Annotated in this window: 13 protein-coding genes and 2 pseudogenes; 10 read left to right on the top strand and 5 right to left on the bottom strand. The window is 44.1% G+C overall.

The window, feature by feature from the left end:
- Positions 1 to 91: 91 nt before the first annotated feature.
- The 4 genes and pseudogenes from rhtA (at position 92) to H8A87_RS13565 (ending at position 2,095) form a co-directional block, all read left to right on the top strand.
- Positions 92 to 982, top strand: a complete 891-nt coding sequence (gene rhtA, locus H8A87_RS13580; protein WP_198690488.1) for a threonine/homoserine exporter RhtA — start codon at positions 92 to 94, stop codon at positions 980 to 982.
- Positions 983 to 1,027: 45 nt separating this feature from the next.
- Positions 1,028 to 1,186: pseudogene (locus tag H8A87_RS13575) on the top strand (IS110 family transposase); the annotation flags it as partial.
- Positions 1,183 to 1,683, top strand: a pseudogene (gene dps / locus H8A87_RS13570) (DNA starvation/stationary phase protection protein Dps). The pseudogenes H8A87_RS13575 and dps, both read left to right, overlap by 4 nt.
- A 190-nt stretch (positions 1,684 to 1,873) precedes the next feature.
- Positions 1,874 to 2,095, top strand: coding sequence for an alkylphosphonate utilization protein (locus H8A87_RS13565; RefSeq protein WP_198690487.1), 222 nt, complete (start codon positions 1,874 to 1,876; stop codon positions 2,093 to 2,095).
- Between the two features lie 54 nt (positions 2,096 to 2,149).
- On the opposite strand, the gene dinG is transcribed toward H8A87_RS13565, so the two are convergent.
- Positions 2,150 to 4,285 (bottom strand): ATP-dependent DNA helicase DinG, encoded by a 2,136-nt coding sequence (gene dinG, locus H8A87_RS13560; protein WP_198690486.1) that lies wholly within the window; start codon positions 4,283 to 4,285, stop codon positions 2,150 to 2,152.
- Positions 4,286 to 4,524: 239 nt separating this feature from the next.
- Between dinG and H8A87_RS13555 the strand changes: the two genes are divergently transcribed.
- Together H8A87_RS13555 and sseA are read left to right on the top strand one after the other, a co-directional pair.
- The gene (locus H8A87_RS13555) at positions 4,525 to 4,680 is read left to right on the top strand and encodes a hypothetical protein (protein ID WP_198690485.1); all 156 of its coding nucleotides are present in this window, start codon (positions 4,525 to 4,527) and stop codon (positions 4,678 to 4,680) included.
- Between the two features lie 118 nt (positions 4,681 to 4,798).
- Complete coding sequence (sseA, locus tag H8A87_RS13550) at positions 4,799 to 5,638, top strand: 3-mercaptopyruvate sulfurtransferase (RefSeq protein ID WP_198690484.1); 840 nt, start codon at positions 4,799 to 4,801, stop codon at positions 5,636 to 5,638.
- Between the two features lie 110 nt (positions 5,639 to 5,748).
- Here the strand turns inward: sseA and H8A87_RS13545 are convergent, their stop codons facing one another.
- The 4 genes from H8A87_RS13545 to rhlE form a co-directional block, all read right to left on the bottom strand.
- Positions 5,749 to 6,000 carry a GlsB/YeaQ/YmgE family stress response membrane protein gene (locus H8A87_RS13545; protein ID WP_198690483.1) on the bottom strand — a complete coding sequence of 84 codons (252 nt, stop codon included), beginning with the start codon at positions 5,998 to 6,000 and terminating at the stop codon, positions 5,749 to 5,751.
- Positions 6,001 to 6,280: 280 nt separating this feature from the next.
- Positions 6,281 to 7,018 carry a GNAT family N-acetyltransferase gene (locus H8A87_RS13540; RefSeq protein ID WP_198690482.1) on the bottom strand — a complete coding sequence of 246 codons (738 nt, stop codon included), beginning with the start codon at positions 7,016 to 7,018 and terminating at the stop codon, positions 6,281 to 6,283.
- A gap of 203 nt (positions 7,019 to 7,221) precedes the next feature.
- Positions 7,222 to 8,205: a tRNA dihydrouridine(16) synthase DusC gene (dusC, locus tag H8A87_RS13535; protein ID WP_198690481.1), complete on the bottom strand. Its 984-nt coding sequence runs from the start codon at positions 8,203 to 8,205 to the stop codon at positions 7,222 to 7,224.
- Between the two features lie 3 nt (positions 8,206 to 8,208).
- Positions 8,209 to 9,690 carry an ATP-dependent RNA helicase RhlE gene (rhlE, locus tag H8A87_RS13530; protein WP_198690480.1) on the bottom strand — a complete coding sequence of 494 codons (1,482 nt, stop codon included), beginning with the start codon at positions 9,688 to 9,690 and terminating at the stop codon, positions 8,209 to 8,211.
- A gap of 364 nt (positions 9,691 to 10,054) precedes the next feature.
- Between rhlE and cecR the strand changes: the two genes are divergently transcribed.
- From cecR to H8A87_RS13510, 4 genes are all read left to right on the top strand, one after another.
- Positions 10,055 to 10,732, top strand: a complete 678-nt coding sequence (gene cecR / locus H8A87_RS13525; RefSeq protein ID WP_198690479.1) for a transcriptional regulator CecR — start codon at positions 10,055 to 10,057, stop codon at positions 10,730 to 10,732.
- Positions 10,733 to 10,831: 99 nt separating this feature from the next.
- A complete protein-coding gene (gene hlyD, locus H8A87_RS13520) occupies positions 10,832 to 11,839 on the top strand; it encodes a secretion protein HlyD (protein WP_198690478.1) in 1,008 nt (335 codons plus the stop codon).
- A gap of 9 nt (positions 11,840 to 11,848) precedes the next feature.
- Positions 11,849 to 13,588, top strand: coding sequence for an ATP-binding cassette domain-containing protein (locus tag H8A87_RS13515; protein ID WP_198690477.1), 1,740 nt, complete (start codon positions 11,849 to 11,851; stop codon positions 13,586 to 13,588).
- Positions 13,585 to 14,745 carry an ABC transporter permease gene (locus H8A87_RS13510; protein WP_198690476.1) on the top strand — a complete coding sequence of 387 codons (1,161 nt, stop codon included), beginning with the start codon at positions 13,585 to 13,587 and terminating at the stop codon, positions 14,743 to 14,745. Before H8A87_RS13515 ends, H8A87_RS13510 begins: the two co-directional genes overlap by 4 nt.
- The last annotated feature ends 10 nt before the right edge of the window (positions 14,746 to 14,755 follow it).

The following is a 14,755-nucleotide window of genomic DNA, read 5'->3' as shown; positions in this document are numbered from 1 at the left end:
AGCGTACAACCGATAATACAGTTGAGTTATATCTGTTTCACTGCGAAGATGGCATCTCTAAATAACACGTTGTAACTGAGGTTTTCTGTAAATGTCTCTTCCCAAACATCGGGCGGCTTCTTTTTCACTGCTCCCTGTGATTTTATTATTACTGTCAATGACATCAATTCAAGCTGGAGCCTCACTGGCTAAAACGGTATTCCATGTCATTGGTGCGCCTGGTGTCACCGCTCTGAGACTTGCATTAGGAACGATTATTCTATTTTTGATTTTTAAACCGTGGCGTCTGAAATTTCAGCGAGACTCGTTGATCCCTCTTTTTGCCTATGGCATCTCACTCGGGGCCATGAATTACCTGTTTTATATGGCACTTTCCCGCATTCCCCTCGGTATTGCCGTTGCACTTGAGTTTACAGGGCCTTTGGCGGTAACCATGTTCTCCTCCCGACGCCCATTAGATTTTCTCTGGATTGCCTTGGTAATCGCTGGATTAGGCTTTCTGTTACCGGTTGGAGATAGCGTCAGCACGCTTGATCCCATCGGTATTTTGTATGCGCTAGGCGCCGGTGTTTTTTGGGCACTTTATATTATCTTCGGGCAACGTGCTGGAGCAGGCCACGGTGCAGCAACTGTTTCTATTGGTTCCCTGATTGCCGCCTTTATCTTCTTCCCAGTTGGGTTGATACAGACAGGCCCCGAACTGCTATTTGATGTTTCACTGCTGCCTATTGCACTGGGAATCGCCATTTTATCCACCGCATTTCCCTACACACTGGAGATGATTGCCCTTACCCGTTTGCCTGCCAAAACGTTTGGGACATTAATGAGCCTTGAACCTGCATTAGGGGCGTTATCCGGCATTATTTTCCTTGATGAACACTTGACCATGACCCAGTGGGGTGCCCTTTTCTGCATTATTTGTGCTTCCATCGGCTCAACCTCTGCCATTAAGCGGAAAACTAAAATAGTAAAAGTCGAATGATTAATTTTCCCCAAAATACTGGCATTAATTATCCAAGCCGGAGAAAATCCGGTGATCAGGGCGTTTTACAATCGCTTGCTAGCTGCCAGGAAGGTCAAAAAAGTAGCGCTCGTTGCCTGTATGCGTAAGCTATTAACCATTCTGAACGCCATGGTCAAGAAGAATGAGAAATGGGATGAATCGTATCATCTCATTACCCCATAAAAATATTGTCCAAGACAGTTGCTTCTGACCTGATTTATACCCGCAATAATATTGATGAAGGGATTAAACAGAGATCGATTGCTGCCCTGAATCATATGGTGACCTAATTTATCGATCTATCCATGTTGACTAAACAAGCCCACTGGAACATGCGTGGCCGAAATTTCATTGCTATTCATGAAATGTTAGACGGTTTTCGCAATGCTATCACGGACCATCTTGATACATTCGCAGAACGGGCTGTTCAACTGGGAGGCACGGCACTGGGAACCGTTCAGGAAGTGAATAAGCGCACAATGCTGGAAAGCTATCCAACGGACATTCACGATGTGCAAGATCACCTGAAGGCACTGGCCGAGCGCTATGCTGTCATCGCCAATGATATCCGTCAGGTGATTGTTAATGTGGAAGATGAAGATACCGCGGATATGTTTACTGCTGCGTCTCGTGATCTCGACAAATTTTTATGGTTTATAGAAGCAAATATTGAGCAATAAAATAAAATTATTATTTTTCATAATGTTAAGGTCACATTTGTGGCCTTTTTTACATCAAAACATGTTATTAACGAGAAAAATATTAAAAAATGGAAGTTACAATCTAAAAAATCATACTAACCTTTAAAAAAATCATTTTTCTCTCTATAATCCTTGCTTGATTTAACAATAAATATGAGGACTCCATACAATGGATATCGAAGTCAAAGACTCTAACGGCGCCCTGCTGGATGACGGTGATTCAGTTCAGGTAATCAAGGATCTGAAAGTCAAAGGCACCTCCAAGACACTGAAACGCGGCACGCTGATCAAAAACATCCGTCTGACCCATCGCGAAGATGAGATTGAGTGTAATGCTGATAAAATCAAAGGGTTAGTACTGAAAACCTGCTTCCTGAAAAAAATCGGATAAATAACAGTTACAAACCCATTTTTGATGAAAGGATAAATAACATTAACTTTTATGTTATTTATCCTTTTTCATTACCGCCAATTCCTCTTCCGATGGCACGTTAGGCCGCTCAATGGGAAATACAGGTAAAGAATTCAATAAACGCGGTCCATAACGTTTGGTCAATAATCGATTATCATAAATCACCACATCACCATAACACTCATGGCTGCGGATCAATCTTCCCACTTGTTGGATCAAGTTAAAAGAAGCACTTGGCAGGCTTTGTACTTCAAACGGGTAGCGTTTCAGAGATTTCAGCCATTCGCTTTCCGTAATAATGACCGGATTGGTTACGGGCGGAAACGCGATTTTATGAATATGTACTTGTGACAGATAATCACTTTTTAAATCCAACCCTTCTGCGAATGACTGCAATCCAACCAAAACGCTGGCTTGCCCTTCATCAATACGTCCGCAATGTGTTTCCACCAATCGATAGCGAGGCTGATCGCCTTGCACCAATAACATCAGCCGCAAATCTGTGACGAAAGTGAGAAATCCTTCCATTGCACGCTGGCTGCTAAATAATATCAGCATTCCCCGATGCTTCCCTTTCATCACTTGCGAACGAAAATAGCGAGCCATCTCCTCAAGATGCTGCATTTCATTCTGAATGGTCGGTTCCTGTGTCATTTGGGGAATAATCAAACGCCCTTGCCGTACATGCTCAAAAGGCGATGACAAGGCCACAAAACGATCATCATGGTTTTCATGTAGACCAGTCAATTCCTGAATACGGGAAAAACTATTCAGTGAACGCAACGTGGCCGATGTCACCACTACATGGGGAATATTACGCCATAGCAGATGGGTTAATTGCTCGCTGACCCGAATTCCCGCACAGTGGAAATAAAGGTGCGATTGATTTTTCTCATAGCGGCGCGTTAGCCATTTTGATATCGGCGCGTGGGAAGACTCCTCTTGTGAAGCCAAGCGCCACAGCTTTGCCATATTATCAAAATAGCCCAATATCCGGCTGGTTTGCAGGATAGCGCGATGCAACCGGACAATATCCTGTTTTGCCGTCTGATCGGTTAAATCATTTAAAATCGCTTCAGCTAAACCACGTAATCCATCAGTTAGCTTAAATAATTGCTGGCAGCACAGCAGTAAACTATCAGGTAATTTTCCCAGTTCGAATAAGTATTCTTCCGCTTCACTGCGTTCAGGTAGAAGCGCCTGCGTCATCACCGCCAATTCCTTAAAGTATTCACGGATTGTTTCACAGTGAGATTGTAATCGCGTGATATTCGCCAAAGCGGGCGGTTTCGCCGGCCGGAATTGAATCAGATATTGCTCCACATGGCGGACAAACGTATCCAACTGCCCATTAAGCTGGAATAACGTAATCTCCCCTCCAACTTCCAGTGAATCCCGTGCTATATCGGGAATATGGTGCCCTTCATCCAATACCAGCAGCAGATTTTTTGCCTCCGGTAAAACGGATTCACTTTCCAGTGCCGCCATAACCAAAGAGTGATTGGCAACGACAACATCCGCATCTTCAATTTCCCGACGGGCGAGGAAAAAGGGACAACGATGATAAAACTGACAATTCCGTGCCAGACAGTTCATTTTATCCGTACTGATTTTTGCCCACAGCGAATCCGTTAGCGCCAGTTTATGGTGATCACGTAAACCATCCCATGCAAAAGTCGTGTAATCACTACGTAGCCGACGACACAGCTCCCGCTCTTCACTGTTAGTGATTTCCACCTGGTCTTCGACCAGAAACATCAGATCAATCTGCTCTCCCTCTGCGGCGCAAATAGCCTCCAGATTACGAGGGCAGACATAACGCGCCCGGCCAAAAGCCCCCGTGAATTTCAGATCAGGAATGATCTTGCGTAGCAACGGCAAATCTTTGCTGTAGATTTGATCTTGCAGGGCTACATTGGCCGTACTCACCACCAACGGTTTCTTTTCCGCCCGACTGACAGCAATCCCTGGGATCAGGTACGACAACGTTTTTCCTACCCCTGTAGGCGCTTCTATCACCAAATGCCGCCCTTCTTCATCTGCCAGCGTTTTTGCTACTTCTGCAATCATCTGACGCTGGGGAGCACGTGGAATGAAACCATCAATATGGGTGGATAGTGCCTTATACCACTGGTTAATCTGATTTTTTATTGAACTGGAAAGTGCCATGAGTTTGACTGCTTAAAAATTGGAGGGCTATTCTCCCATAGAGTTGACATGAGATCAGCTTTATATGGTCATTACTGGGAAGCGTTTTCCAGCTTTTTCATGATCTCTGCGAGAAAATCGGTTATCCCTTGTCTGGAATGTAGAAGCCGATATACTTTTGACTTTCTATCTTTTGGCTTTTTATGGCTGCTAACACGCTTTATCAAAAAACTTTTATTAAAACTTTATTGGATACAAAGATGAAAAAAATCCTGCTCATTATCATCATATTATTTTCTATCGGCTCCATTGGCGGTGTCTTTCTGGCGGGATTGAATATGTACACACGTTCAACCACTCCAACAGAAGAACCGCAGCAGGTTCAGCAGGAAAGTGCCCCAACAGGGCAACAATAAATATATCTGGTTTTAGCGCAACACTAGATATTAGAACATCTATCTCTTATGACGTATTGCTTACAATTTATCTATCACCTTGCAATATCGAATATTACGACATCAGGTGAGGAAGCTCATGAAAAATGAATATTTTGTCAGTCCACAATGGTTAAACGAGCATCTCCATGATGAGAATGTCGTGATCGTTGATGCCAGTGCTCCAATGCCTACCCAATCCATCGATTATCACCAACTCTGGTTAGATAAACATATTCCGCGTGCCCAGTTCTTTGACCTTAATAAAGTTGCCAATCTACAGACCAACCTGCCACATATGCTGCCGGAGACGGAAACTTTCCGTCAGGCTGTCAACAAAATAGGCATCAATGAGAATCATCTGGTAGTGATTTACGATCAGGGAAATATGTTCTCTGCTCCACGGGCATGGTGGACATTCAAAATCTTTGGTGCCCGTCATATTCGTATTCTTGAAGGTGGATTACAAGGTTGGCAGCAGGCTGGTTATCCAACCGAATCGGGAGAAGTTACCCGTTCATCCCAATTGTTCAATGTTCAGTTTACCTCTGAAAAAGTCTGTTCTCAGGCACAGATTCTTGATGTCCTTCATCACAATGTACCGGTACAGTTTATTGATGCCAGAGCAGAAGACCGCTTTCAGGCAAAAGCGCCTGAACCCCGCCCAGGCTTGAGAATGGGGCATCTCCCCGGTGCTAAAAATGTTCCGTGGACAGCCTTGATTGATAATGGATGTTATAAGTCAGTAGAAGAAATTGCGGCGATATTCCGCCAACAAGACGTTGATTTAGACCAGCCAATTGTTACCAGTTGTGGTTCTGGAATGACAGCCGCCGTTTTAATCTTGGGGCTTGATATGATTGGTCACAAAAACACGGCATTATACGATGGCTCTTGGGCTGAATGGGGAGCCGATGATTCACTTCCGTTAGAAAAGTAGTAATAGCAAAGGGCATCAAAACAACATGCCCTTTTTTGTTATTAATCATATGAATTCTGAGACTTATAAAACTACTTTGTGAAACTATTTTGTGAAAAAAATTTGAAAAGCTACTGACTAGAAATTTTATGGTATACAAATAGGATAATTATCGCTCCCACAACGGCAATGGCAAAACTTCCCAAATTAAAACCGTCAACTTTTCCCATTCCAAAGAATGTGCTGATATACCCGCCAACAACAGCCCCCACAATACCTAAAATTACCGTCATAATGATACCGCTACTATTGTTTCCTGGCATAATCCACTTAGCAAGAATCCCGGCAATCAGGCCAAAGATAATCCATGATAGGATACCCATATACAACCTCCAGAATTGATTAGATAATTTTCTTACGAGTTCAGTTACGCTTCTACGCACTAATTTAAGACACTAACGAAAAGAATTGCAAATTGTAAAAGAAAAGTTATCCATCAGTAATTAGCGATATTTATATAAATAGTTGACATTAAAAATTAACGTTCATCAATTCAAATTTAGCGTTAACATGACCAAATTAAGAATTATTACAGATTGATAAAGCATTCTAAACGGGCACAAAATTGAAAAGCTATTAAGGACAAACTTTAGTACAATTAAGTTAATGATTACCTAAAAATCGGAATTCCCTTTGATGGGGGTAAAATATCCATTGTTTTCGTTCAAATGGGCGTAGATGCATCTCTTCGGTACCCACACTAATAAACCCTAATCTGCTATATACTTTTTCACGCAAAAAATCATTCGCAACATTAACCGTGAGATTTCCCAATACTCCAAGTTGATAAGATTTATTCACTGCTTTTTCCATCAATAAATATGCACTATTCTGAATACCTAAATGAGTAATGAGGTAGGATACTTCAGGCTCACAAAATCTGTTATCACTGGAATATTTAAGCATAATAACACCAATGGGTTGACTATTGATATAACATACAAAATGAAAATAACTTTTTGAATTAGTCATCCATTCTAAATGGCTTTTCATATATTCTAAATTATTTTTTGTTGATAAACATCTTTCATGCCATGCTTCCATCTGTTTTTTCTCTTTTTTTTCTTGCTCCGTTTCAATAACATTTCTTCTTGGGACATCAAAAAACCATTTATCGTTGCTCAGGGAAAACAATATTTTATTATTTGCTCTCTCCATTTCTTGCTTGCTGACTTCGTTGACTACAGGCATATAACTATTAAATAAAGCGGGATTATTGTAAGAAAATTCTGTGTTCAATAGTTCAATTGAGGAAATAGTTCTGTTGGATCCTACTCGGCTTAACCGATTGAATGATATATCTGAGATTCTGCCATTATAAGAATAAGTTCTTTTTAACATGATATAGTCCTCTTTATCAGGGTAAAGACCGTCTCTTTTATCTATACCCAATAGATTTTCATTTGTAACGTGATCATGAGTGGGCTCAGTTGGCAACGCTACAACTTGAACAATAAAAGACATATGAGGAAAATAGAGAAAGCCCCCCAGTTACACAAATAACAATGTATTATGTCACTACGTTACTGGGGTGAATAGGCAAGCTAACAAATTTGAGGTTCATAATCGATTGAAGATCGCAGTAAACATTTATCTGCTGCGAAAGAAATAACACTCGAGATCTCAGCAGAAGTTTTCAATGCCCTGATTTGCATAAATAATTCATCAGCTTCATCATATTCTTTACGTAAATATCCCAGCCATTGCTTGATACGGGCAACATGATACAAACCCGTATCATCCTGCTTTTCCAGATAAGTATATTTTTTTAGTAGCTTAAGCACACCGCCCCACGGCATCCTCGGTTCATTATATTTAATCACACGACTCAAGTTTGGCATATGCAATGCGCCACGGCCTATCATCACAGCATCACATCCTGTGGTGTTGATACATGCCTGAGCGCTCTGCCAATCCCAGATTTCACCGTTGGCAATCACAGGAATGGAAAGGCGACGACGAATCTCGCCAATCGCCTCCCAATTGATGCGTTCTGCTTTATAACCATCTTCTTTGGTTCGACCATGCACAACCAGTTCAGTTATTCCTGATTGCTGGACGGCATCCGCAATCTCAAACTGACGTTCGCCAGAATCCCACCCTAGACGAACTTTTACCGTCACTGGCAAATTGGCTGGCACGGCTTCGCGCATGGCTTTGGCTCCACGGTAGATAAGTTCGGGATCTTTCAGTAACGAAGCACCGCCACCACTACCATTCACAGCCTTGGAAGGACAGCCACAGTTTAAGTCAACACCCCATGACCCCAATTCAACCGCCCTAACCGCGTTTTCTGCCAGCCATTCTGGATATTGCCCCAGAAGCTGAACCCTGACCGGTGTTCCCGATGGTGTACGGCCCTGATGGTGCAGTTCTGGGCACAACCGGTAAAAAGATTTTACCGGTTGCAAGCTGTCAACCACACGCAGAAATTCTGTGATGCAAAGGTCGTAATCGTTGACTTCACTCAACAATTCCCTCACCAGAGAATCCAGAACTCCTTCCATTGGAGCCAGCAAAACGCGCATGGGTTACTCTCCCGATGTCGCGGCTCGTGGAGCTTTGGTTGCGGTTCGCTGACGACGTTGACGCGATGGAGTTCCTTGACTGCGTGGACGATCACCGTTTGAGTTAGCTTGATCTTGTTTAGCGTGGCCTTGCTTGCCATTGCTACGTTGGCCACGAGGCTGTTCACTACGTGAATGATTATCGCGAGAGCCATTACCCCAAGGACTATTTCCATTAGGGCTGTTTCCATGAGAGCTGTTTCCACGAGGGCTATTTCCACGAGAACTGTTACTGCGTGAATTGTTGCCGTGTGAATTGCTACCACGATCATTGCGTCCATTCTGAATAGGCTCGGCCTTGATGGACGGATCAGGCTCATAACCTGAAGTAGCAATGCGTGGAATCTCTCGCTTCAATAACCGTTCAATATCTTTCAGGAGCTTATGTTCATCAACACACACCAGCGATATTGCTTGCCCAGTTGCATCCGCACGACCAGTACGACCAATTCGGTGAACGTAATCTTCTGCAACGTTTGGCAATTCATAGTTGACCACATGTGGCAATTGGTCGATGTCCAATCCACGGGCAGCGATATCCGTTGCTACCAAAGCACGAATTTGCCCTGACTTGAAATCAGCCAATGCGCGGGTTCTTGCGCCCTGACTCTTGTTACCGTGGATAGCAGCAGCAGTCACACCATCCTTATTCAGTTGCTCCGCCAGTCGATTTGCACCATGTTTGGTACGGGTGAATACCAATACCTGCTGCCAGTTTTGGCTACCTATCATGTAAGAGAGTAATTCTCCCTTACGTTTTTTGTCTACAAAATGGACTGATTGATCAATCTGTTCAGATGCTGAGTTACGGCGTGCCACTTCTACACTTACCGGATCACGCAGCAATTTATTGGCAAGGCTCTTGATTTCATCAGAGAAAGTCGCAGAGAACAGGAGATTTTGGCGTTTTGCCGGTAGTTTGTTCAATACACGACGAATGTCATGAATGAAACCCATATCCAGCATACGGTCAGCTTCATCGAGAATCAGGATTTCAACGTGGGAAAGATCTACCGCGTTTTGATGTTCCAGATCCAGCAAACGCCCCGGTGTTGCTACCAGAATATCGACCCCACTACGCAATTTCATCATCTGTGGGTTAATGCTGACACCACCAAACACCACAAACGAACGTAAACTGAGGTATTTGTTGTAATTACGTACATTTTCGCCCACCTGAGCCGCCAGTTCTCGGGTCGGTGTTAAAATCAACGCTCTGACCGGACGACGGCCTTTTGACTGAATCGGGGATTCACTTAAGAGTTGCAGAATAGGCAAAGTAAATCCTGCTGTTTTTCCCGTTCCTGTCTGGGCACTGGCCAACAGATCTTTACCGGATAACACAACAGGAATGGCCTGCTGCTGAATAGGGGTAGGTTCCGCGTAGCCTTGTTCTTCAACAGCACGCAAAATATCAGCCTTCAAGCCGAGTGACTCAAAATTCATAAATAAGAAATACTCCAGACTTCACCATTCCTGATATCAACTCAGGGCAGTTTTATGGGAAGAAAACAGACGCGATAAAACGCAAAGAAATTACACAAACTGCAATGCACCATAGGCGCGGCATTATAACAGATATATATTTCCAAATAGACCCAGAAAAACCAATAATTGACGCGAAAGTGCTGATTGAAGGCAAGCATCTACGATAATTTACCAAAAACAGGAAGATTATTTTTTATAGTCGTCTATTAAAAAGACAATTTGTGTCAGCTTTACATCGACTTACTTTAGTTTTAGAGTTAATCATACGATTGATATATTTACGACACTCTCGAAAATTATTTGTAACAGGAAATCTTTTAACATGGCAGCGAAGACGGCTCAAACATCACGAGGCGAACAAGCCAAGCGGCAACTTCTTGAAGCAGCAATAGAAATTTTTGGTAAATCAGGTCTGGAAGGTGCGACTACCCGCAACATAGCCCAACACGCGCAACAAAATATCGCCGCCATTGCCTATTATTTTGGCTCCAAAGAAGGATTATACCTCGCTGTCGTGCAACATATCGCCGATAAGCTAAAATTGGAATTTTCCCCATTAATTGAAGCGATTGACCGTTTTTTTGCCGAAACGCCGAAACCCTATCCACCAGAACAGATATTGGAATTTATCCATCAAGGAATGGTTAGCTACAACCGCCTGATTTTCGAGACAAGCAGTATCAATATCAGCCGCATCATGTCACATGAACAGTTGACGCCAACAGAGGCTTACAGTGTCATGCATGAGCAAGGGCTGGCTCCAGTTTATTCTCGGCTGAATAAGTTAATCGCCAATTATATCGGCGCTGATGAACGCCAAATTTCAACTCAAATACACACGCACGCCTTACTGGGCGAGATTCTTTCTTTCCGTCTGGCACGGGAAGCCTTATTGCGCCAAACAGGCTGGGACAATATTGGTGCCAAAGAATACGAATTAATCAATCAGGTTTTATCTCAACACATCAATTTATTGCTTGATGGATTACGAAAGAAGTAACGCAGTGAACAGTATATAGACGCAAAAATGTATATACCCAATAGATTTCAATTAACTGAAAGATAATGGGTATAAATCGAACAAGGCATAAGGAATGGTATGAACAGTAAAAAGTTTGCTCTTGCCCTATTGGCGCTCATTGTTGTTATCAGTGCTGTTGTTGGTATCTATTATTATCAGGAACAAAATGGCAGGGAGCTGACCCTGTATGGCAATGTCGATGTCAGAACTGTCAATCTTGGTTTTCGGGTTGCTGGTAAACTGGCTGGCTTACAAGTCGATGAAGGCGATGCCATTACTTCGGGTCAGACACTCGGTCAGCTTGACGACGCTCCCTTTATCAATGCCCTGAATCAAGCCAAAGCTGCCCGTGATGTCGCCAAGGCAAATCTTGCCAAAGCTGAAGCAGGTTATCGTACCGAAGAAATCGCTCAAGTACGTGCTGAAGTCACCCAGAAAGAGTCAGCATTCCACTTTGCCGATAGTTTCCTGAAACGCCAGCAAGGATTGTGGCAGAGTAGAACAATCTCGGCCAATGATCTGGAAAATGCCAAAACCGGGCGGCATCAAGCACTGGCAGCCTATCAAGCAGCAAAAGATAAATTACGTCAGTTCGAAACGGGTTATCGTATAGAAGAAATTGCGGCGGCCAAAGCTCAACTTACCCAAGCAGAATCAACCGTTGCACAGGCTGAACTCAATCTAAAAGATACCCAACTCACTACACCATCAGCAGGGATTATCCTGACCAGAGCCATTGAACCGGGCACAATGCTGGCGGCTGGAAATACTGTTTTTACCCTTTCACTCACTAACCCCGTCTGGATCAGGGCATACATTGATGAGCCTAATCTGAATCAGGCTATCGCAGGGCGGGAAATTTTAATTTATACCGATGGACGAAAAAATCAGCCCTATCATGGCAAAATCGGTTTTGTGTCCCCAACCGCTGAATTTACGCCTAAGAATGTCGAAACCCCTGATTTAAGAACGGATTTAGTCTATCGCCTGCGGATCATCGTCCTTGATCCCGATGAAAGCCTGAAACAAGGAATGCCAGTCACCCTGCATTTTGCTGACACAAATTTTACTGACGCAAATAAGTAAGGCGATGACATGACCAGTTCAGCTTATACGATAAAACTGAACGGCGTGGAGAAAACTTTTCCAGGATTGGTCGCTCCTGCTGTATCTCACCTACAAGCAGAAATTCAGGGCGGATCAGTCACGGGTCTTGTTGGCCCAGATGGTGCTGGAAAAACCACGTTGATACGAATGCTGGCCGGACTATTGAAGCCTGATAGCGGCAATATTGAAATCATGGGGCTTGACCCCATCAAAGATAGCGTTCAAGTACGTTCTGAACTCGGCTACATGCCGCAGAAATTCGGCCTGTATGAAGATTTAACCGTCATGGAAAATCTTACTCTATATGCCGATTTACGTGGTGTGCTTGGCGAAGAGCGCAAGGCAACGTTTCAAAAATTACTGACTTTCACCGACTTAACCCATTTTACCGAACGGCTGGCGGGGAAATTATCCGGTGGCATGAAACAAAAACTGGGGCTGGCTTGTACGTTGTTGGGTAGCCCAAAAGTTTTGCTGCTTGATGAGCCGGGCGTGGGCGTTGATCCCATCGCTCGTCGTGAACTATGGCAAATGGTACACGAACTCGCTTCCGAGGGTATGCTGATTCTGTGGAGTACCTCTTATTTGGATGAAGCCGAGTTATGTCGTGATGTTTTGCTCATGAACCATGGTGAATTGCTCTATCGCGGTCAGCCGCAAAATTTAACCAAAAATATTGCTGGTCGATCTTTTTTGCTTGATGTCAAACAAGGCGCACGGCGCAAAATGTTGCAACATGCCCTCACCCTGCCCCAAGTTACTGACGGCGTGATTCAAGGGCGATATGTTCGTCTGATCTTAAAAGAAGAGGCGGATAAAAATACATTACTCCAGCAAATAGAGCTCCCTGAAGCCAGTATCTTGAATGCCGAACCGCGTTTCGAAGATGCCTTTATCGATTTATTGGGCGGTGGCCCGTCCCATCGTTCCGCATTAGCTGAGATTATGCCTCAAATCCCGCCAAACCCGACAGAAACTGTGATAGAAGCCTGTAACCTGACTAAAAAATTTGGGGATTTTGCCGCCACTGACAATGTAGATTTTCAGGTGAAACGTGGGGAAATTTTCGGTCTGTTAGGGCCGAATGGTGCCGGAAAATCCACTACTTTCAAAATGATGTGCGGGTTGATGATCCCTACGTCAGGCAATGCACTAGTTCTGGGTATGGATTTAAAAACCAGTTCAGGCAAGGCCCGCCAGCGCCTTGGCTATATGGCCCAGAAATTCTCGCTTTATGGCAACTTGACTGTTGAGCAAAATCTGAAGTTTTTCTCCGGTGTTTACGGATTGAAAGGCCGGCATCAGCAGGAAAAGATGGCAGACATGATCAATGCTTTCAATCTCGGCCCCATCTTGTATCAAAAGACGGATAGTCTTCCGCTTGGCTTTAAGCAACGTTTAGCCCTTTCCTGTGCATTAATGCACGAGCCTGACATTCTGTTTTTGGATGAGCCTACCTCAGGTGTCGATCCGCTGACGCGCCGTGAATTTTGGCTACATATCAACGGAATGGTGGATAAAGGTGTTACCGTGATGGTAACAACTCACTTTATGGATGAGGCTGAATACTGTGACCGTATCGGGTTGGTATTTCGAGGCAAATTGATCGCCGCGGGGACACCCGATGAGCTAAAACAATTGGTCGCTACGGATGAGCACCCTAATCCTTCCATGGAAGATGCGTTTATCGATCTCGTGGTGAACTACGATAAGGAGCCGCCGCAATGAGTCATCCTGAACATTTAGCATCCCAGAAAACGGTCAGTTTCTCATGGCGCCGCTTGAAAGCACTTTGCATCAAGGAAACTAAACAGATTATCCGTGATCCCAGCAGTGCCTTGATTGCGGTGGTGATCCCATTGATGCTGCTATTTATTTTTGGTTATGGCATTAACCTTGATTCCAGCAAACTTCGCCTCGGTATTCTGATGGAGCAGCAAAGCGAAGACGCCCGAGAATTAGTACATGCATTTACGGGGTCGCATTATATTGATGCCACGATCAGCGACAATCGTCAGTTTTTAATCAATAAAATGCAGGAAAATCAAATTAGAGGCATCATCGTAATCCCAGTGAATTTTGATGCCCAACTTGCCCGCGTAGGCAGCCATGCCCCCATTCAAGTTATTACCGATGGCAGTGAGCCCAATACCGCCAATTTTGTTCAGGGCTATACCAAAGGCATCTGGCAAATCTGGCTCCAGCAACGAGGACAAAATCGTGGCGTCTCGACTACGCCATTGATTGATACACAAATCCGCTATTGGTTTAATCCCGCCGCCATTAGCCAACATTTCCTTATTCCCGGTGCTGTCTCAATTATCATGACCGTGGTGGGCGCCATCCTTACCTCACTCGTGGTCGCCCGCGAATGGGAACGCGGAACCATGGAAGCTCTACTCTCAACCCAAGTCACTCGAACCGAATTATTGCTCGCCAAGTTATTGCCCTATCAGGTGCTGGGGTCTTTCGTCATGGTACTTTGCATGATATTTACGGTTTTTGTGCTGGGTGTTCCCTATCGCGGCTCACTCTGGATATTGGCGTTGGTCTCCAGCCTCTATCTCGCTAGCGCTTTAGGTATGGGTTTGTTGATCTCCACCCTGACACGTAATCAGTTCAATGCCGCAATAATTTCCCTAAATGCCGCTTTTTTGCCTGCCATTATGTTGTCTGGTTTTGTTTTCGAAATAGACAGTATGCCAGTGCTTATTCAGGCTTCCACTTATGTCGTACCTGCACGTTATTTTGTCAGTAGCCTACAGACGCTCTTTCTGGCCGGTAATATTGGCATCGTGTTGATCACGAATCTGCTCCTGCTAATTGCCAGCTCCATCGTTTTTATTGGCCTGACTGCGTGGAAAACCCGTCGGCATCTGGATTAAAAAGGAAAGA

It is taken from the genome of Xenorhabdus lircayensis, from assembly GCF_016306625.1.
Taxonomy (GTDB): domain Bacteria; phylum Pseudomonadota; class Gammaproteobacteria; order Enterobacterales; family Enterobacteriaceae; genus Xenorhabdus; species Xenorhabdus lircayensis.
This window is presented reverse-complemented; position numbering and strand designations above follow the sequence as displayed.

Excerpts from the sequence above, each read along its gene's own strand:
- H8A87_RS13515 (WP_198690477.1), top strand. The coding sequence starts at position 11,849 with ATGACCAGTTCAGCTTATACGATAAAACTGAACGGCGTGGAGAAAACT.
- dinG (WP_198690486.1), bottom strand. The coding sequence starts at position 4,285 with ATGGCACTTTCCAGTTCAATAAAAAATCAGATTAACCAGTGGTATAAG.
- rhtA (WP_198690488.1), top strand. The coding sequence starts at position 92 with ATGTCTCTTCCCAAACATCGGGCGGCTTCTTTTTCACTGCTCCCTGTG.
- dusC (WP_198690481.1), bottom strand. The coding sequence starts at position 8,205 with ATGCGCGTTTTGCTGGCTCCAATGGAAGGAGTTCTGGATTCTCTGGTG.
- sseA (WP_198690484.1), top strand. The coding sequence starts at position 4,799 with ATGAAAAATGAATATTTTGTCAGTCCACAATGGTTAAACGAGCATCTC.
- H8A87_RS13540 (WP_198690482.1), bottom strand. The coding sequence starts at position 7,018 with ATGTTAAAAAGAACTTATTCTTATAATGGCAGAATCTCAGATATATCA.
- H8A87_RS13555 (WP_198690485.1), top strand. The coding sequence starts at position 4,525 with ATGAAAAAAATCCTGCTCATTATCATCATATTATTTTCTATCGGCTCC.
- hlyD (WP_198690478.1), top strand. The coding sequence starts at position 10,832 with ATGAACAGTAAAAAGTTTGCTCTTGCCCTATTGGCGCTCATTGTTGTT.
- H8A87_RS13565 (WP_198690487.1), top strand. The coding sequence starts at position 1,874 with ATGGATATCGAAGTCAAAGACTCTAACGGCGCCCTGCTGGATGACGGT.
- rhlE (WP_198690480.1), bottom strand. The coding sequence starts at position 9,690 with ATGAATTTTGAGTCACTCGGCTTGAAGGCTGATATTTTGCGTGCTGTT.
- H8A87_RS13510 (WP_198690476.1), top strand. The coding sequence starts at position 13,585 with ATGAGTCATCCTGAACATTTAGCATCCCAGAAAACGGTCAGTTTCTCA.
- cecR (WP_198690479.1), top strand. The coding sequence starts at position 10,055 with ATGGCAGCGAAGACGGCTCAAACATCACGAGGCGAACAAGCCAAGCGG.
- H8A87_RS13545 (WP_198690483.1), bottom strand. The coding sequence starts at position 6,000 with ATGGGTATCCTATCATGGATTATCTTTGGCCTGATTGCCGGGATTCTT.